The sequence below is a fragment of the Paenibacillus mendelii genome, from assembly GCF_024498075.1.
Lineage (GTDB): Bacteria > Bacillota > Bacilli > Paenibacillales > Paenibacillaceae > Paenibacillus_Z > Paenibacillus_Z mendelii.
Genome location: NZ_JANHOF010000010.1, coordinates 82,267 through 101,235 on the forward strand (window position 1 = coordinate 82,267; position 18,969 = coordinate 101,235).

Below are 18,969 nucleotides of genomic sequence, written 5' to 3' on the forward strand. Positions count from 1 at the left end.
TTAGATCTGATTGTCTTGCTCCATCAGCTCGGTCTGTGCGGTTAATGTTAATGCATTGATAATTTCTTCCATGTCGCCGTTCAAGACGGAATCCAGCTTGTGCAGCGTAAGTCCAATCCGGTGATCGGTGACACGGCTTTGCGGATAATTGTACGTACGAATCCGCTCGCTGCGGTCGCCCGTTCCAACCTTGCTCTTCCGTTCGCCCGCATATTTCGCTTCTTCCTCTTGACGACGGATGTCGGAGATCCGTGCGCGAAGAACCTGCAGCGCCTTGGCTTTATTATCATTCTGCGATTTGCCGTCCTGACAAGTCGCCATGATACCCGTTGGCACGTGCAGAACACGAACAGCCGATTTCGTCGTATTGACGGACTGACCGCCAGCGCCGCTCGAACAGAAGGTGTCGATACGAATATCTTTATCGAGGATTTCAACTTCAACCTCTTCCACTTCCGGCATGACCGCAACCGTTGAAGTCGACGTATGAATCCGTCCGCCGGATTCCGTAACCGGAATACGCTGTACGCGGTGAGCGCCGCTCTCAAACTTGAGCTTGCTGTACGCGCCTTTACCTGCAATCATGAATATAACCTCTTTGTAGCCGCCAAGATCGCTCTCGCTGGCTTCCATCAGTTCCACGCGCCAACCTTGAGCATCGGCAAACTTCGAATACATCCGATAGAGATCGGATGCGAACAGTGCCGCTTCGTCACCGCCTGCCGCACCGCGAATCTCCACGATGACATTCTTGTCGTCATTCGGATCTTTGGGCAGCAGCAGCATGTGGATCTTTTCTTCAAGCGGTAATATCCGAGCGCTCAGCTCTTCAATTTCCATCTTAACCATTTCGCTCATTTCATCATCGAGCTTCTCATTCTGCATCAACTTGGCTTCCTGAAGCTGTTCCGAAACTTGTTTATACTCCGTATATGCTTCGTAAGCTTCCTGCAAATCCGACTGCTCCTTCGAGTAGTCGCGCAGCCGCTTCGGATCGCTTGCCACATCAGGATCGCACAACAGCTCGCTCAGTTTTTCATACCGATCGGCGAGCGCTTGCAAACGGTCTAACACGTGCGTTCACCCCTATGTTGTTTAGTCAGTTACACTGCATGTAGTTTACCTATTATATCATACCGGCGCATGTTCGATAAACGGGCGATTATTGGACATAGGCTTAACCCATAATCACAGCACAAAGGACCCGATACCCGGGTCCTTCTTCCCTGCAACAGCCGCCCCTAAACTCAGGTGCTCTGCAGAGCGCATCCACATTCTAATCGATCTACACGTTAAAACGGAAATGCATAACATCGCCGTCATGAACCACATATTCCTTGCCCTCAAGACGAAGCTGGCCTCTCTCCTTGGCCGCGTTCATGGAGCCTGCGGCTACAAGATCGTCATACGATACGACCTCCGCGCGAATGAAGCCCCGCTCAAAGTCCGTATGAATAACGCCAGCCGCTTGCGGCGCCTTCATGCCCTTGCGGATCGTCCATGCGCGAACTTCCTGCACGCCGGCCGTGAAATACGTGTACAGGCCAAGCAGCTTATAGGCGGCATGGATAAGACGGTTCAAGCCGGATTGCTCGAGGCCAAGCTCCTCCAGGAACATCTCCTTGTCTTCGCCTTCCAGCTCGGCGATCTCCGCTTCAACTTTCGCGCTGATCGGCACGACCTCCGCATTCTCAGCCTTGGCGAATTCACGTACGAGCGCTACGTAAGGATTACCGTCTGCATTGGCGGCTTCGCTTTCACTAACGTTAGCTGCATACAGCACCGGCTTCATCGTTAATAAGTGCATGTCGCGGACGATCAGGCGTTCCTCATCGCTCAGCTCTAAGCTGCGCGCCGGTTGATCGGCATAGAGCGCTTCCTTGATCCGCTCGAGCGTCTCCACCTCTTGCGCGTACTTCTTGTCGCCGCCCTTCATGTTCTTGTGGCTGCGGTCAATACGCTTCTCCACCGAATCCAGATCGGCCAGGATCAGCTCCAAATTAATGGTCTGAATATCGCCGATCGGGTCTACCTTGCCGGAGACATGCGTAATATTCTCGTCCTGGAAGCAGCGAACGACGTGTACAATCGCGTCAACTTCGCGGATATGAGCAAGAAATTTATTGCCGAGGCCCTCGCCTTTACTTGCACCCTTCACGATTCCGGCAATATCGATAAATTCAAAAGCCGTCGGAACCGTACGGTTCGGCGTTACTAGCTCAGTCAATTTATCTAATCGCTCGTCCGGCACTTCCACCACGCCGACGTTCGGATCGATCGTACAGAACGGATAGTTTGCGGACTCCGCGCCCGCTTGCGTAATTGCATTAAATAAAGTCGATTTGCCCACATTGGGGAGACCGACGATTCCACAAGAGAGTGGCATACCTAACACTCCTCTTCCTCTATGATAACCTTCCGCCATTATACATGAAGGCAGGTGACAAAAAAAGCCCCGGGATAAACCCATTCCTCCCGGGTTGCTGGCAGCACATGAACCTGTCCTATCATGCCAAGGGCGAGGCTGTCCTTTGGAACAAACAAAGCCGCCCTCCGGGCCCTGCTGCGAATCAACATTCGCAAGGCGCGGGCGGAGAACGGCTTCTTGGCCTGTCCGATTATAGAATGATTTTCGTAACGATCATCAGAATGACCATATACAACGCAATGGCAGAAGCCGTGTACACCATCCGCTTCTCCCTGTAGACGCCGAATATGTCGATGGACACGATTACAGACAGCACCAGCATAATCGATACGTTGATCAGGATCAGCAGGAATGAGAACGAGATCAAACTAATCAGCGCACATAAGCCGGCCACGACAAAGCCCGCTCCAGACAGATAGTGCATACTGCCTGCGTAGGTAATGAAAGCTTTGAACGACAGCTTGTTGGTGCCTTGCCAGCTGCCTAGCAGCCACAACATGCCGTGCAGCGCCGCAATCGAGAGAATCGCGGTCAATAGCATTCTGCCTGTGAAAGCGCCGCCGATGGAATCGCCTCCGAAACCTCCCAAGCCGAGCAAGCCTGAGAACAGGCTGTCAATTCGCATACCGAGCAAACCTGCCCAAATCGTGAAACCAAGAATTGATGCCACAAGGCCAAGAATGCCATAAATAAAATCTTTGTCCGGATTCAAATTCAAGCCGTATTGCGGATCCTTCAACAGCTTGAGTACCACATTGCCATCGACCTGCTTCATTGCCTTCGTCAAATCGTTGGTGAGCGGGCGGCTTGCCTCCGCCTGGGTACCTGAGTTCGCTACCTGCTGTCCGTCGCCGCATATGTGCGTCGCTCCTTGGGGAATTTGCTGCCCGCATTGCATACAAAATGCCATTGCCTTGCCTCCTAATTCATCTGTTCATCATGATTACGCACGACATTTCGACGGATTCGTCTATGGAACTACAATAACTCCCCATACCCGATACACGTCCATGCGTTATCGCTATCGTACAGAAAGATGAATGTCGAAGTAAGTCGAATATTGGAATATTAATGAAATATTTAGCATGTATCATCCTATGTTGTAAACTCTGGTCAGAATGAGTCCGCCATTCACGTTGCATACTACCTCCTTAGGAGGTGACATTCGCCATGGAAAACCAGACGCATAAAGGCAATTACAAGGGCACAACCCACATGAACGCCAAGAACCAGGATATGGCCTTCGTCAATGACACGATTGAGGACACCAAATCCGTAACGAATTTTCAGGACAAGAAGAATAAGACCGATAAGTAGTGTAACGCACTCGCATACACATCCGTCCAAAAAAAATGTCCTGTGGAGCCAAAACAGCGGCTTTACAGGACATTTTCACTTTCATAGCAAGTCAAAAATGAATTGATAATTCCCGTTTATGGTCGCTGTATGGGAAGCGTGATAACGAGCGGATCGGTTGAGTTCTCATTAATTTGGAATTGACTATTCACATCCCATACCGTTTGTTTGCCTTCTAGCTCATACCCAATGACTTGGTAGGTGCCTGTTTCGAGCAATAGGTTCGCTTCTCCGTTTTGAACAAGAAATGCTAGACCGAAAGTAGGATCGCCTCTGGAAATAAACAAAGTCATAGCTTCCGCCACTGTGTTGTTCTCGCCTTCCCACTTCACGCTTGCCGTTGTAATTTCGGGAACCACAAAATCGAGAAGGGATAAATCGGTGACTACGCCCTCTTTAACCTCGATATTCCTCAAAACCGGAATGATACGGTGCTCCGTGTAGGAACTGATCCAACTTAATTGGTATTCACCGTCGGGTAAATATAAACTATAAATGCCGGAGCCTGAAAGACCAAACATCTTCGGCTCTTCATCCAACGTAACAATCTTTCTTATCCTCAACGAACCGAAAACATCCGATCCATCCTTGTACTTAGCCGAAAATGTAAGATTCGGTGGATGTACAATGATATCCAGCTGCTGAGGAACTCCATTTGTGACAACGAACGATTCGCGTAATGAAATCGCCTTATCGGTCGTCGAATCCCGATATGCCACGACCGAGTATTTACCATCAGGTAAAAATGCGGAGAAGCTTCCGTTGTTTACCGGGATCAAATAGGTCAGTCCACCGGGCGAAGATACAATTTCAAGCTTGACATCATGGAGCGGCGTATTGTCTTCGTGCATCAACGTGCCTGTTACATTGTCTGCTGGGATCACAATTACGATATCGGTCGTCGGAACCGGCACACCATTTATTATCGTAATCTTATCTGTCAGAGTCCTTGAATTTGGAGGGCCATCGTAGTTAATTTTGTATGTCCCATCCGGTAAATACAAACTAACCTTGCCATCCCTGATGAAAGCACTGTGCAGGACGATGTCCGTACCCTCTTTAATAAAGTCAAGCATTCCACGAGACTCCATTTTACTATCTTCCCATTCAACTTTCGCCATCACGTTAGGTACCACAGTTGAAAATTCCAACATTGAACTAACTGATCCCTCTACTCGGAAATCAGAAAGTAATTCAAAACCTTCACCATCTTTAGTGTTATAGCTGTATGCGGTGTACTCACCCTCAGGCAAATGAAGTTGAAACACCCCATTGATAATTGTGGTTGTATACATGTAGGCCAATGAATCCTTCACACGAATACTTACGTATCCATCTTCCATAGTCACATTCCCGACTTTGACTTTGCCTTGCACATTGTTTGCCGGTAGTTGAACGACTATGTCATCTCCCACTAGCACACCTTCAAGAACTTCAATAGGCACATTCAAGCCAGCACTGCTGGTTTCTCCTTGATACTGGACAATCGTGTAATTTCCGTCCTCCAAATAGAGACCGAATTTGCCGTTCACGATACCAGCTTCAAATGTTAGAGGCCAAGCCGACTGATCGTCATTTCGAATCAACAGTTGACCAGTTGAGACTGCTTGACTGTTCGAATCCATTACCTCTCCGATCAAGTTATCCTTTTTAGAAACCAATTCCACTACATTCGTATTGCCCTGTGTTACGGTATATTCCTTACTAATCAGAATTCGTTTCTTCGCATAGTTCCAATATTCAGTAATAATGTATCTTCCCGCTGGTAAATAAGCCTCAAAGACTCCATTAACAACTGGTATGATATAAGAACTGTTGTTGTCTACACTATGAACCAATAATAAACCAGATTCTACATTCACACCATCATTGTAAGTGTACGTTCCAGACGCATTATAGTCTGACTCTTCAAATGCATTAATATCCAAGGTATTCTTACCTAAAAGTTGTCCATTAGAGACACCAAACTTATCAAACAACATGATTTCCTTGTCTACTGGTTCAGTGGGCACGGTCAACGATACCGCCCGATAGTTCCCGTCTGGCACATAAAAAGCGATATTTCCATTATTAACAGAGATGCTGAATCGGCTTGCATCGTAAAGGTCTTCAACAACCAATGTCGCCGTAAGAGCAGCATCACTGCCATTCAAAGTCACGGTACCCGTCACATTCGGATTGTTCTTAACTTTGAGTACTGCATCCGATGGCAAGGAAACAATACCTGCAGAATCAATCGTGAAAAGTCTGTAGTCCCTTTCAACCTTCGGCGCGCGGATCAAAACAGACTTGCCGTTTCCTTTCAGCTTCGTCATCCCGTCCCCAACGACAAAATGAGTGGTGCCGACAGGGGCAAACCATGCCGTTATACCTGCGTCCGGTGCTTCGTTTAGGAAGATATATGCCTCACTACTAACATCTTTACCACCCGGAAACAGCTTGTTCGCCAACGTATTATCAACTACGGGTCCGCCAGGGCCCGGAAATCCCCCACCGCCTCCTCCGCCACCGGAAGGTATACCGCCGGCAGGAATGTCGCCAGAGCTTTCCGTAACCTTTTTACCGCCTACCGTTGTAGAGATTCCCTTATTCAGGGTAAGCTTGCCCGGGCTCTGCTGAAGCTCCGAGCCATCCGCAGTGACGAACGCCGCTTCGATGCTGCCCTCGCCCGAAACGTCGGTACCCGCTCCCAGCGTAAGCTCATCAACCTGCGTGCCTTTCTCCAGCTTCAATGCATTGCGTCCAGCTTCCGGCAGGAAATGGAACGTGTGAATAGAGCCTGTCGGCAGCAGAATGGATATTCCACCCGATAGCACATCAATGCGCTGGAATGCCCCGCTGAACCGGACTTCCGCACCCTTTGGAATCATATTGCCCAGGATTACGAATCCGATTGGAGTCATTCCAGAGCTCTCCACATTCGCCGCCGATTGAAGCTCCAGCTGCTGAACGGTGGTGGAGCCTTGGGTAACGACTCGAATCATTCCGTTCTCCTTGTTGATAATAACGATTCCAAACGTCGAGTCGATGAATACGATACTGTTCGGACCACCGCCCAGCAGGTTCGTTGTCCCCTTCACTGTCACGCCTTCCAGTGTGACGTCGCCTTCACCTACAGATTTGTCCACCGTTAGATCACCGGAAATCGTCATGTTCCGCAGCGTCGTTCCCGGCTTTGTGATGCGAACAGAGCCGTTAACAGCAGTGACTTCCTCTGATCCGTATTCGCCGGCCTTGTCATAAACGATCGTCGCGTTGGCACGCTCTTTGAATTGAAGCGCACGATCGAGAATCACGACCGCTTCCGCTCTCGATGTTGGAGCATACAGACCGAAGGACTGCTTGTCCTTGCCGATCATCAGACCATTCTTCATAACGGCGCCGATCAGACCTTTACTCCACAATGGTGCATTCGCCGCATCCGTATAGGCCGGATCGGGATCACTTGGCGACAGCTCCAGTAGCCGGGCGACTAGCGCCGCAACCTCTTGGCGCGTTATTGTCGCGTTTGGCCGGAAGGTCTTATCGTCGAAGCCCTTCATATACCCGGCCTGTGTGGCGATCGAGATGTCTTTATAGAACCATTGCTCTTGTTTAATATCCTTATACCCGGCTTCACTGCCGGTCTCGGAATATCCGAACGACTTGTTAATGAGCGAAGCGATCTCGGCTCTCGTAATCGGCTGGTTCGGATTCATGCGGCCTTGTGCTTGACCGCTAATCCAGCCCTTCTCTTGCCACTTCGACAGCGTTCCCTCCGCCCAATGACCCGTCGTATCGGTGAAACTTTTCTCACTTGCATACACGCTGTTAGGTATTACAAGTACTAGTGCGATAAATAATGCCATGACCTGCTTGAACTTGGACAAAGCGTTCTCTCCCTCATCTATGAATTGATTTCGATACATTTCGTATCCTTCCCTTGATAATCCTAGCAAGACAATCCAGTTCTGTAAATACATAAACAGGAAAATGTTACGCAAAATAGCCTCCCAATCGCCGCTATATACTTGGCTAATGGAAGGCTTATTTTTCGTATAAGATTACCTTGTCTTAACAGTTACGATCCTTGCTTCGCTTTCGGGCTCCCGCATCTACACCCAAGCATCCTTATCATATCCCCGCTCTTCCCAATACCCGGTATGGTCTTGGTCGATCAGCTCGATGCGATTGAGCCATTTGACCGATTTGTAGGCGTACATCTTCGGCACGACAAGCCGCACCGGTCCTCCGAGGTCGCTCGGAATCGGCTTGCCGTCATGCAAGACGGCAACCATGACGTCATCCATGTCCGCTTGTTCGAGTGTGAGGCTGTCGGTATAGACTCCGTCCCCGGAGTAAAGCTTGACCGTCTTCGCCTGCGGCTGTACGCCCGCTTGCTTGAGCAGCTCCTTGAGCGGTATGCCTTCCCATGTATTCGAGTAGACGGACCACCCTGTCACGCAGTGAAAATCGCTTACCTGCACGATGCGCTTCTGCTTGATGAACTGCTCCCAGTTCCAGTGCAGCTTGCGTTCGACCAATCCGTCAACAACGAAGGACCAATTCGCATTGGTAAAGGTCGGGATCGGCGTTACCGTATACACACGGAAGGACCCTTGGCTTCCTCCCCCTATTGGCGGCGATGAGTCCGGCAGCGGATTCGGAAGAGGTGTGAGCCGGTTGGCATCTTCCTCTATAAGCTTCTCCAAGCTGGCACCAGAGCCGAGATTGTTGCCAAGCCACTGCAGGAAGGACGGACCGAGCGTAATCGCCAGCCCGGCTCCGACTGCCGTCCGAATGAACGCGCGACGGGTATATACGGCTTGCGGCCCAGCTGCCGGATGCAAGCCCCCTGCGGGTTCAGCCTTATCGGTCTTGACCGTGCGCCGATGAGGCTCCTTCAACCATTTGGTCCGCGCGAGGGAGTGATAGATGATATAAGGCAATCCGATCCAGGTCAGCAGATCGTGCGTGTAGAGCGCGGCATTGGACCAGTAAGGGCCAACCGTCCGGAACTGCCAGAGAAGAATACCCGAGAGCAGCCACCCTACTAGGAGCGCAAGCACCACCAGCACGTTCGCCCGCTGCCAGGGCTTGCCCCTTAGCTGCTTCCAATGCTTGCCCGCTAGAAAGAGGTAATACAGAACCGGAAGAAGGGAAGCCAGCCCCACAACGATATGCAGCCAGCGCACCCACACGCGCCCTTCGCCAAGCACCCCGCGCCAAAAGCCGCCAAACAGGACGAGGCCGGTAATCGCCAGCAGTACGACGATCCAGCCATTCCAAGCATGAAGCCGTGCGAGCTTCTTCCCGTATCCTTTACGCCATGCCTTCAGCCAATCCCGCATGCCGCCTCTCCCCTTCCTGCTCCTTGACCTCTACAGCCCTGCTGCCTGATCGCTCTAAGTTAGGATGGATTCATATTTGCGAATAATTTTTCTAGCCTCGCGCACAAGCTCCTGTGCCAGTGAAGCCGGTTCTAATACCGTTACATCGGTGCCATAGCCCAGGAGCATGCTGCGCACCCATGGCTCATCCGGTTGAACGACGGTGACGAGCAGCGTACCTTCCGGCTCCACCTCGATCTCACTCCCGCGATAATAATCCAGGATCCGTGCCTTGAGATGAGGCTGAAACCGCAGAACAAGACGCAGCATAGGAGCATCCTGCGGGCGGACAGAAGGATAACTGAGCTGCTCCAGCGTCTCTTCGCGACGCTCGAATGTCTCGGGCAGCTCCGCCAGCCTGCCGATTCGCGATAAGCGGAAGATCCGAAAATCTTGCCGCAGCCTGCAGTATCCGTACAAATACCATACGTATCCCTTGAGCACGACGCTCATCGGCTCGCATACCCGCTCGGAATCCTCACCATGCCCGCTCGTATATTCGAACCGGAGGAGCCGTGTCGAACGGATGGCCGTCTTAAGCACGCTAAGCTTCTCCTTATCCGCCTCGCCATTATGCCAAGGGTTAATATCAATTAATAACTGTTGGCTCATACTGGCAGCCGCGCCTTGCTCGGATTTGGCAACAAGCGCGCCAACCTTGTCGAGCAAGCCGCCGATCTCCTTCTCCTCCATGGAGAACCGGATCCCTCTTAAGGCAATGATGATGGATTGCAGCTCTTCTAGGGAAAGAAATTGGCGGTCCAGCCGGTATTGATCCATGATTTCGTACCCGCCGGTCACCCCTGTATAGGACACGATCGGAATACCGGATTGATTAATCGTCTCCAGATCCCGATATACCGTGCGCAGGGATACCTCGAATCTATCCGAAAGCTCCTTGGCGCTGACTCTGCGCCGTCCCAGCAGAAGCATCGTAATGGCTAACAGTCGATCCAGCTTCACAGACGGCAGTTCTCCTTCCAATATGCTTGTGACAAGAACATACCAGAGGTGCCCGTTTCAAGCAAGAGTAAGCTGCGAATCCAGCTCTCCCCTCAGACCGCTTTCTTCGAAAAATACGTCCATCCAGAGGCCAAAAACAGCAGGAAGCTGCCGCCAATAACAGCGAACAACGTAACCGGAGAGACATTAAACGCACCGAAGCTCATCTCATCGCGGGGCATCATGGCAAGCATTGGCTGTACCCAAGGGTAGTACGGGGCATATTCAGCAGAGTTCGCCACCAACATATTCGGCAGGGTGAAGATGACATTCACAGCAAGTGGCGCGGCGAAGCTTGACCAGGCCGTTGAAACGGCGAGCTGCAGCGCGGCTAAAGGCAGACAGGCGATCCAGCCGCCCAAGCAGGCGACGATAATCTCCTTCCATGGGATCGGTCCAGGGAAGCCCAGCGACAGACCGATTCCTAGAAGCGCAGCCAAAAACAATAGCTGCGTAATCGCAAGAAGCAGCATAATAAACGCAAACTTCACCAGATAAACCTGGCTTCGCGAAACAGGCAGCGAGAGCAGCTGCTTCCATCCGCCGCCGGCATGCTCGTACCTGCATACAAGTGCGGCGTATACGCCGGTCAGCAGCGGCAGGAACAGCATAGCATGCAAGGCAGCCATCATCGATAGCGCATACAGCCAAGGAGAGCCGCCGATAATCTCGGCATCGTCCAATATACTGAGAATGCCGACGAGCGCCGCAAGGAGCGGACTGACAACAGCCAGCAGCCATATCACCGACTTGCGCAGCTTTAACCATTCTGAACGAAACATCCGAACCATGGCTATTTCACATCCTTTCGGACAAAGTTCAATGTACCTGCAGCGAGAACGACGATACCGGTTACTACACCTGCAGCCACGGAGAAGAGCGGGTTATCTGCCGCATTGTCCAAATACGGCCATTTGTAGGGCATCCAGTCGTCGAACCGGTTAGAGAACATGGAGAATACCGTCCCCACAATGCCGACGGTGAGCGGGATCGCCTGATTGTGCATCAGGACAGATAACCATACCTGCAGGGCAATGAAGGGCATTATGGCCAAGTATGGATAATAAATAAGTTCTAGCAGATGTTTGTAGGGTACATCTCCAAGATCAAAGCCCAGCGCGGCTCCAAGGCCGACCGTACCGACGATAAGCAGCGTGCTGGAGCAGAACAACAGCAGGACACTCAGCAGAAACTTCCCGGTGAAAACCTGCGTCCGCGTAATCGGCAGCGCCAGCGTCTGCTTCCAGGCGTTCGTCTGATGCTCGATACCCGCCGTCATGGACGCGAGGATTGCAAGCCCCATGAACAGTGTCGGCACCATCATCATGGTGACATTGTTAATTAACCCACCCCAGAGATCATTCGCGTATTGCTTAGTTAAGTAGTCATAACGAAGACCGAAATTAACGGCCTGCAGTCCGACCACTCCGAGCGGTCCTAGAACAACCAGGAACCAGATCATTTTGCGGCGGATTTTCAACAGCTCGGCAGCCATTACACGCATAATCACAAGCTTCCCTCCCCCCCGGTCAGATCCAGGAAGATGTCCTCCAGCGAAGCGCCTTCCTCCTCTACCCGGTAGACGGAGAAGTTATGCTTCACCAGACTGGCGATCATCGCGGCGACGGTTTCGTTAGGGGCTCTGTCAATGGTCAGCTTACGCCGGTCCCAATCCGCCTGGTAGCCGCCCGCGAGCAGCTGCTTCCACGCTGCCTCCGGATCGCTGACGCCGATGCGGATTTTACTCTGTGCCCGCTCCCTCAACGTGTCTATGGAATCCTGGAAGATCATCCTTCCTTTCGTAATGATGCCAACACGCGTCGCCATCTGTTCAATCTCGGATAATAGATGGCTGGAAATCAGAATCGTGACCCCTTGCTCTCGCGGCAAGCTCTTGATAAGCTCACGGATTTCCAGGATGCCTGCCGGATCAAGCCCATTCGTGGGCTCGTCCAGAACGAGCAGCTCAGGCTGGCCCAGCAGTGCAGTCGCAATGCCCAGCCGCTGCTTCATACCAAGCGAATAACCCTTGACGGGCCGCTTCGCATCCTTCGTCAGACGAACAACCGACAACACCTCATCGATCCGGGATTTGGGTACGCCCAGCAGACGGCGAACGGCTTCCAGGTTCTCAATCGCGTTCAGATGACCATAATAGGACGGGTATTCGACCAACGAGCCGACCTTGCGCAGAACAGCCATCCGCTCCTTCTGCATGTCCTTGCCGAAGATTCGGATACGGCCCTGTGTCGGCTTGGCCAGGCCGAGCAGCATGCGGATCGTCGTCGTCTTCCCTGCGCCGTTAGGTCCAAGGAAGCCGTAAATATCCCCTTTCTCCATCTTCAAATTCAAATCATTGACAACGGCTTTGCCGCCTAGCTTCTTCGTTAAACCCTCTGTTTGCAGGATCCAATTATTCACGATAATCACCTCGGTATTTATCGTAACGGTTGAAGTTTAAAGCGCATGTACAGCCAAGTTTAAATTCGGTTTAAAATAACCCCGGGACCGCCCGCAGCACAACGTTTCTCGATCTGCTGCCATGCTCCTGCGAATCAATCTCCAACAGAAAAAACCTCCTCACCGCATTAAATGCGGCTTGGAGGCCTCTAACCGATCGGAGGAAATTCTATTCGCTCCACCCGCATAATTGAAATCGTCGTCCCCTTCCCGCTGCTTGAGACCACGCTCCGGAGACCCATCTCCTTCAGCATCAGTGAGACGATGGACAGACCCAGACCGGCGCCCTTATCAGCGGAATCACCGCCCATTCCGGGACCGTGATCCGCGATTATGATGCGGCCTCCGGACTCGGAGCTTACCTCCAATCGGATATACCGGCCGATCTTTGCGTGGCGCATGGCATTCTGACAATAATTGTCCAGCACGCGTTCCAGCCACTCGGGATCTATCGTCCAATGAACGGACTCCTCCGGGAGATCCAGCTCAATCGTGAAGCCTTCCTGCTCGAACACCGGATACCAGCCCGCGAATAACGTCTTAGCCATCCGTACGATATCGACAGAGCGAGGACGGTAGGGATACTTGCCCGCCGATAGCAGCGAGTAGGAGAACAGATTCTCGATAAGCTGGCTCAGGTAGACGATTTTGCGATCGATCAGATCAATCGATTCGGCGCCTTTGTCTGTCAGCTGCTCGGTTCGAAGACTATAAGCATGGCTGCGGATCGTCGTCAGCGGCGTACGCAGATCATGCGATAGCTTCGCAATCAGCTCCTTGCGAAGCGATTCCTCCTCGGCTTCCCGGAGGCGGCTGCTCTCCAGTTTTTCCACCATTCCATTAAATGCAGTCTCCAAACGGCCAATCTCGTCGCTATTCAGCGCCTCAACAACCCCAGGTATCCCGCTCTCGGTCGGCTCGGTCATGGCGGTCTGCAGCCGGACGAGCCGCCTGCGGATCCGGTAGAAGAAGAGGAGGGAAACAAACAAGAAAAGGCCGAGTACGAGCAAGGTTCCCCCGATAATGATCGTGTTATAACTATCCATGACTCTTGCCCCGACCGGCTTCATAATTGTGCGCGGGATCTCGAAGACCATGAAGCCATCCTGCTTCTTCCCGATAAAGGCCACGATCGTAAACGGATCCCCGTTGATACGCTCTTTCATGAATTGAATCGTATAGAATGGCGTCCAAGTCGCGGGAATCTCAGGATTCACCGGCAGCTGCAGCCGCGTCCTGCCTGCATCGTCCACCCAGAACAATCGCGCTTTCGGGTATTGTTCCTTCAGTCCCATCAGCCGTGAGTCAATCTCCGCATCGGAAGCCCCCTCAAGCTGACCGGCCTCCTTATGCCACATCCGTTCTAATTTCAAGCCATCCTTGTATCGCTCCTCTACAGCAATGAAGCCGCCGTCTCCCTGGTTGATCGGCAAAGAAATGATGATCATGATCACCGGGAATGTAAAGGGCAGCAGCACGAGCGCAAACAGGATGATGAGCAAATACTTCGAGAGCAGCGAATTCTTGAGCTTAAAAAACTTCATTGTCTCACCCGGTAGCCAAGGCCTCGAATGGTCTCAATAATCGTCGGCGCACCCGGATCCAGCTCAATTCGCTCCCGCAGGTAGCGGATATGCACCATGACGGTTTTGTCACCCTCCATATAGGGCTCCCCCCAGACGGCTTCATAGATCTGCTCCTTGGTCATGATTTGGTTGGGGTGCTTCAAGAAATATAGCAATATTTGCAGCTGCTTGGCGGTCAGCGGGATTTCATCGCCCGTTCGGTTATCGATCACCGTCTGGCGGTCCGGCCTTACCGTCAGATGGCCCAATCTCACCTCTTGTCCGGCCGGCTGCCCGAACCGGCGGAGCAGCACGTCGATCCGCGCAGCCAGCTCATCCGGATGGAATGGCTTGGTCAAATAGTCGTCGGCAAAATGCAGCCCCTGCAGCTTATCATCCACCGACGTCCGGGCAGACAGCATTAAGACAGGTACGCCAGGTGCCTCCTTCTTCAAGCGCTGACCAATCGTGAAGCCGTCCAGCCCGGGAAGCATGACATCAAGCACGACAATATCAGCCGTTTGTATTCGTTCTAATGCGCCTTCACCGGAAGTGAGCCATTCCACCGCATACCCGCGCTTCTCCAGATCGCTGGCGGTCCACTGGCCGATCTCACGGTCGTCTTCTATATAGAGAACATTCTTCATCACATTCACCACGATCGTTTTTTACCCATGATAGAGAAACCCTATCCAAAAGGAAAGTTAAATTTGGTTTAAAAAAGAATCCCGTCCACATCTGTGAACGGGATCCCCATATGCTTCTTATCTATTAGTCGTTACGGAGCGGCGCTTCCTTCAGATCTGCGCTTACGCTCAAGAACCGGAAGAACGCGGCAGCCGCTTCAGCGCGGGTTACTTCACGGTCCGGCACGAAATTGCCATCCTTGAGGCTCATGATACCAAGTCCGATCACGATAGCCGCCTGACCCTTCTGCTCGGTTTTGTCCGCATCCTTGAAGGTGAGATTGAACAGTTCATTCCGCTCGGCAAGCGGGTTGTATCCCAAGGCGCGAACGATCAGCTCCGCCATCTCCTCGCGGTCAACCTTGCCCTCGGGATTGAATGAACCGTCACCACGGTCGATCAGGTTTTGCTCCAACGCATTTTGCACATATACAAAGTAGCTGGAGTCAGCACTCACATCGTCGAAGCTCGATTTTGCGGATTCAGCGCCGCTGTACAAGATCGGCGAACGGCCGCTGTTCATGGACAGCACCAGCATCTTAATCAGCTCGCCGCGCGTAATCACTTGATTCGGCCGTACTTTGCCGTCCGCGACGTCTAGCGCCTTGTAGGCGACCATCAGCTCCAGCTCGCGCTGCGCCCAGTGGCCTTCAATATCGCTTGCTTGGGGCTTCTCGAGCGATGCCGCATCTCCTGTCGTCTGGTTGCGCCATTGTCCGGTCTGCGCATCGAGGAAGACCGGTTCGTCGATCGGCTTCGATACCAGCCGGAATACCAGCTTCGTCTTCGGCTCTGCCAATCCTTCTCCAGGCTGCAGCTCGCCCGATGCGACCATCAGGTTATACTTTTCCCTCGAGATCGGCGACCCGTTCCATACGAAATCGGAGTCCAGTACATAAGTAAGCTCCAGCTTATAGTAGTCTAACCAAGCATCCACCGCTTTATCACGGCTGATTACCGCCGGTGCCTGCTCAGGATAGTCGAATTCAGCGATATTCGCATAGTAATTCCGAACCTCTCCGGAGTAAGCGTCGATGGACACACGAACGTTATTGTAATCGATTCGCGCGTCACCTACCTTGTGAACGAAGCGGAACGAGTATTCGCTTGACTGCTCGTCGTTCATCCGCTTGATTTCCACCTCGCTCGGTTCGCTTAAGTAAAGCTCTTGAACGAGCCACGGCAGCTGCTTCTTCACCAGCTCGACCGCTTTCGTCCGCGCGTCCGCGTAGGCGATTCGCTTCATGGATTGGCCGGCCTGCTGCTGCCACGTGTAGGAGTTGAAGCTGCGGATAATCCCTGTGCGGCTGTCGACAGATGCGTTCACATTGCCGATCTCTTTATCCCCGTCCTTCAAGGTCCATCCGATATTCCATTCGGCTGTCGTGATGCCGCTATATTCATCTGTGTACTCGTTGTAGTTGGCTTGTTCTTGAGCTGCGCCAGCCGGAACAGTAAAGTGGTCCTTCACCGTCTGAGCGGCCTGCTCGCGGGTCAAATTCTTCCCATTCTTCGGCTTGGTTCCAAGCGCCTTCTCGGCGAGAGGAGCTGTTGATATTTGCGACGAATTGCCGGCAGACTGCTGGACCTCGCCGGTTACAGCGTCCAGGACAATAGGCTGGAGCTCATAGCTGAGCACAGGCTTACGCGGCTGCTTCATTTGATACGGAACGACATACACCAGCTCCGGCTTCGCAGTCTCGCGAATCTTCGCCATAGCCTCGGTCATCGTCATTCCCGGCTTTACTTGTTCAAACTTGATATCCGCGTTCCAATTGACCTGGTAGCTAAGAACGCGTCCTTCGCTATCCACTTCAATATCAATGTAGTTGCCCACGAATGGGAACTCGCCCACCATCCGATCATAACGCAGCGAATGACGGACCTGCCCGTTAAGAGGCGGCTTAGCATCCGCCCCGTAATCGGCGTTAAGACGCACCTGATCCTTCAGCCTAGGCGACATCTTCGCCAAGAAGGACAATGCGACCTCTTGCGCTTTTTCCCGGTTTACTTTAAGCGGGTAAGATGGCTTGGCGCCGGGATCGTCGATATACGTATTGAAGCCGATCATGTCGCCATTATCGGCATCGAGGCTCACTTCGATGCTTCCTTTGTGCTTGCCATTGACCGTCTTCACGAATGACAGGTTCCATACGTTGCGCTTGGTGTTTATGTCCATGCGGTTGTAAAGGCTTACATTCTGGATTTTATAGTCTGCGGGTATACTAACGTAGCTCTTGGCAAGTGATATCGCCTTTTCCTTCGAAATAGCCGTATTCACTGGCGCCGTCTCTTCCGCTTTAATCGGTACTGCTGAAGAACCCTCCGTAGTGCCTGCCCGCAGGTCAGGAACCGCCTTATCCGCATACGCGGCTGCCGGTACGGCCGCAGTCAGCGCGACTGCCGTAGACAGAGCTACAAGCCATTGTTTATTGCGTTTGTTCATCCCTTCTGAACCCCCCCAATGTTTTCCACTCAGGAGTATTAACGCGGGGGCGGCCGGAAAAGTTGCACAGATTATTTGCCGATATCAGATAAAGTTGCCAATGATGCCGCATGGAAGAAAGCGCCCCACACCACTAGGACGGATTCGTTATTCAACAACCAGCTTTCTTCGCTCGCCCGGCATGTGGGGATGGATATGTAGGTAGCCGGATTCTCCGCCGCCAATTTGGACCGTATCAAAATGTTCGCCGGCAGATAGCAAAACCCGTTTGCCGGCAAGCTTCGGCAGGTAGATGACGGTAGACTCTCCGTCAGATGCCCGCTCCACCCACTCCAGCTCAAATCGCCCCGTCCCTGCATCGTACGCATACCGCAGCAGTTCCCCCGCAACAGCGGCTGGATATCCGCGTTGAACACCTTTGAAGGAGCTATATTGATCTATGTCCGGATGCGTATAACACCAGTACGTATCGCTGCATAAGCTGCGTTCGAATATTTTCTTGATCGCTAGAGCAGCCTCGCCGGCATGCTCGGAATCACCGTATGCTCCCCATTCGCCGACGAGCATCGGCATTCGCAGCCTGCTTCGCGTCTCCTCATGCCGATCGAAGATCACTTGCACCCGGCTCGAGCTTGGCGTGTGAACGAAGTCCGTATCCGTCACCAAATCATAGCCGTGCGGTGCATAAACCTGATAAGGATCCCGCAGCCCGTCGTCACGAACAATCGGCTCAATCCCGCTTCGGACACCTAAATTGCAAAAGTAGCTGGTCTCCAGAAACAGCAAGCCCGTCGGATCTGCTTCACGGATCGCTGCCGCTGTCTTGCGGTAGAAGGCCATTAGCTTCGTCTGCTCGAATTGTTTATAGCCTTGCTCCGTAACGTCAATCACCCGGCGGAAAAGCTCCGGATCCTCCATCAAGCGAAGGGCCTCCATACGTTTCACGGGATCCATCCACACTGCGGGCAGCTCCTCTTCGTTCCATGAAGACTGTCCCGTAATTTGAGCTGTTTCGATACCGTATTGATGAAACATGAGGGGTTGAATATCGTTTACCTGGCTGCCAATGAACGGTTCGTTCATCAAATCATATCCGATGACACAAGGGTTATGGCCGAATTTACGCGCCACATGCCGCCATGCAGCAGCATAATGGTCCTGCAAGCCGATTCCATCAGGAGCCGGAGCGTTCTCCCAGAACCGGTCGAAGGCCCGCTGAACCGCTGGGCTGAATAAGTAAGCATCACTCCAGATTCCGTCATTCACATGCGGCAGATCATCGGTAATGGTCGCCCACTCCGGCGCTCCATCCGCGTACCGGTAACTGTATAAGTCCTGATGCATATCGAGAAAGACGTGCATACCGTATTGCTCCGCCAATCGGACCCATGCTTCCATCTGGTCCAGATAAGCATCGTCATAAACGCCGGGTTCCGGCTCAAGGCCGTCCCAGATGATCCCCAGACGGATGACATTACATCCCCACTGCTGCATCTTCATAAAGTCGGATTCGTTCCAGTCGCCAATGTAATTCCGGCTCTTGTCCTTGCAGACAAGACCCATGCCATGCAATATAACCTCCCTGCCAAATGAATCAACAAACCGTTCTCCCCTTACAGATACAGCATGCATCGTAGAAGACCTCCTTAATTATTGT

At 52.4% G+C, this 18,969-nt stretch carries 14 protein-coding genes; 1 reads left to right on the forward strand and 13 read right to left on the reverse strand.

The features are described from left to right. From prfA to NNL21_RS24780, 3 genes are all read right to left on the reverse strand, one after another. The gene (gene prfA / locus NNL21_RS24770; protein ID WP_204820101.1) at nucleotides 1–1,074 is read right to left on the reverse strand and encodes a peptide chain release factor 1; all 1,074 of its coding nucleotides are present in this window, start codon (nucleotides 1,072–1,074) and stop codon (nucleotides 1–3) included. Nucleotides 1,075–1,285: 211 nt separating this feature from the next. Further along, nucleotides 1,286–2,386: a redox-regulated ATPase YchF gene (gene ychF, locus NNL21_RS24775; RefSeq protein WP_204820102.1), complete on the reverse strand. Its 1,101-nt coding sequence runs from the start codon at nucleotides 2,384–2,386 to the stop codon at nucleotides 1,286–1,288. Between the two features lie 232 nt (nucleotides 2,387–2,618). Continuing rightward, a complete protein-coding gene (locus tag NNL21_RS24780) occupies nucleotides 2,619–3,338 on the reverse strand; it encodes a hypothetical protein (RefSeq protein ID WP_204820103.1) in 720 nt (239 codons plus the stop codon). Between the two features lie 260 nt (nucleotides 3,339–3,598). Between NNL21_RS24780 and NNL21_RS24785 the strand changes: the two genes are divergently transcribed. Next, the gene (locus NNL21_RS24785; protein ID WP_204820104.1) at nucleotides 3,599–3,745 is read left to right on the forward strand and encodes a hypothetical protein; all 147 of its coding nucleotides are present in this window, start codon (nucleotides 3,599–3,601) and stop codon (nucleotides 3,743–3,745) included. A 116-nt stretch (nucleotides 3,746–3,861) separates the two neighbouring features. On the opposite strand, the gene NNL21_RS24790 is transcribed toward NNL21_RS24785, so the two are convergent. The 10 genes from NNL21_RS24790 to NNL21_RS24835 form a co-directional block, all read right to left on the reverse strand. Then, nucleotides 3,862–7,692, reverse strand: coding sequence for an S-layer homology domain-containing protein (locus NNL21_RS24790; RefSeq protein WP_204820105.1), 3,831 nt, complete (start codon nucleotides 7,690–7,692; stop codon nucleotides 3,862–3,864). Between the two features lie 186 nt (nucleotides 7,693–7,878). Further along, nucleotides 7,879–9,114 carry a molybdopterin-dependent oxidoreductase gene (locus NNL21_RS24795; protein WP_204820106.1) on the reverse strand — a complete coding sequence of 412 codons (1,236 nt, stop codon included), beginning with the start codon at nucleotides 9,112–9,114 and terminating at the stop codon, nucleotides 7,879–7,881. 54 nt (nucleotides 9,115–9,168) lie between these two features. After that, nucleotides 9,169–10,116: a helix-turn-helix transcriptional regulator gene (locus NNL21_RS24800; protein WP_204820107.1), complete on the reverse strand. Its 948-nt coding sequence runs from the start codon at nucleotides 10,114–10,116 to the stop codon at nucleotides 9,169–9,171. A gap of 92 nt (nucleotides 10,117–10,208) precedes the next feature. Then, a complete protein-coding gene (locus tag NNL21_RS24805) occupies nucleotides 10,209–10,946 on the reverse strand; it encodes an ABC transporter permease (RefSeq protein WP_204820108.1) in 738 nt (245 codons plus the stop codon). Nucleotides 10,947–10,948: 2 nt separating this feature from the next. Next, nucleotides 10,949–11,659, reverse strand: coding sequence for an ABC transporter permease (locus NNL21_RS24810; protein ID WP_305880951.1), 711 nt, complete (start codon nucleotides 11,657–11,659; stop codon nucleotides 10,949–10,951). A gap of 2 nt (nucleotides 11,660–11,661) precedes the next feature. Next, nucleotides 11,662–12,576 (reverse strand): ABC transporter ATP-binding protein, encoded by a 915-nt coding sequence (locus NNL21_RS24815; RefSeq protein WP_204820109.1) that lies wholly within the window; start codon nucleotides 12,574–12,576, stop codon nucleotides 11,662–11,664. A gap of 188 nt (nucleotides 12,577–12,764) precedes the next feature. After that, nucleotides 12,765–14,159, reverse strand: coding sequence for a HAMP domain-containing sensor histidine kinase (locus NNL21_RS24820; protein ID WP_204820110.1), 1,395 nt, complete (start codon nucleotides 14,157–14,159; stop codon nucleotides 12,765–12,767). Then, complete coding sequence (locus tag NNL21_RS24825) at nucleotides 14,156–14,830, reverse strand: response regulator transcription factor (RefSeq protein ID WP_204820219.1); 675 nt, start codon at nucleotides 14,828–14,830, stop codon at nucleotides 14,156–14,158. Before NNL21_RS24825 ends, NNL21_RS24820 begins: the two co-directional genes overlap by 4 nt. A gap of 121 nt (nucleotides 14,831–14,951) precedes the next feature. Beyond that, nucleotides 14,952–17,312: an S-layer homology domain-containing protein gene (locus tag NNL21_RS24830; protein WP_204820111.1), complete on the reverse strand. Its 2,361-nt coding sequence runs from the start codon at nucleotides 17,310–17,312 to the stop codon at nucleotides 14,952–14,954. A 147-nt stretch (nucleotides 17,313–17,459) separates the two neighbouring features. Continuing rightward, nucleotides 17,460–18,944, reverse strand: coding sequence for a cellulase family glycosylhydrolase (locus NNL21_RS24835; RefSeq protein ID WP_204820112.1), 1,485 nt, complete (start codon nucleotides 18,942–18,944; stop codon nucleotides 17,460–17,462). Nucleotides 18,945–18,969: the final 25 nt, after the last annotated feature.

Excerpts from the sequence above, each read along its gene's own strand:
- NNL21_RS24780 (WP_204820103.1), bottom strand. The coding sequence starts at position 3,338 with ATGGCATTTTGTATGCAATGCGGGCAGCAAATTCCCCAAGGAGCGACG.
- NNL21_RS24785 (WP_204820104.1), top strand. The coding sequence starts at position 3,599 with ATGGAAAACCAGACGCATAAAGGCAATTACAAGGGCACAACCCACATG.
- NNL21_RS24830 (WP_204820111.1), bottom strand. The coding sequence starts at position 17,312 with ATGAACAAACGCAATAAACAATGGCTTGTAGCTCTGTCTACGGCAGTC.
- ychF (WP_204820102.1), bottom strand. The coding sequence starts at position 2,386 with ATGCCACTCTCTTGTGGAATCGTCGGTCTCCCCAATGTGGGCAAATCG.
- NNL21_RS24805 (WP_204820108.1), bottom strand. The coding sequence starts at position 10,946 with ATGGTTCGGATGTTTCGTTCAGAATGGTTAAAGCTGCGCAAGTCGGTG.
- NNL21_RS24810 (WP_305880951.1), bottom strand. The coding sequence starts at position 11,659 with ATGCGTGTAATGGCTGCCGAGCTGTTGAAAATCCGCCGCAAAATGATC.
- NNL21_RS24820 (WP_204820110.1), bottom strand. The coding sequence starts at position 14,159 with ATGAAGTTTTTTAAGCTCAAGAATTCGCTGCTCTCGAAGTATTTGCTC.
- NNL21_RS24790 (WP_204820105.1), bottom strand. The coding sequence starts at position 7,692 with ATGTATCGAAATCAATTCATAGATGAGGGAGAGAACGCTTTGTCCAAG.
- NNL21_RS24795 (WP_204820106.1), bottom strand. The coding sequence starts at position 9,114 with ATGCGGGATTGGCTGAAGGCATGGCGTAAAGGATACGGGAAGAAGCTC.
- NNL21_RS24835 (WP_204820112.1), bottom strand. The coding sequence starts at position 18,944 with ATGCATGCTGTATCTGTAAGGGGAGAACGGTTTGTTGATTCATTTGGC.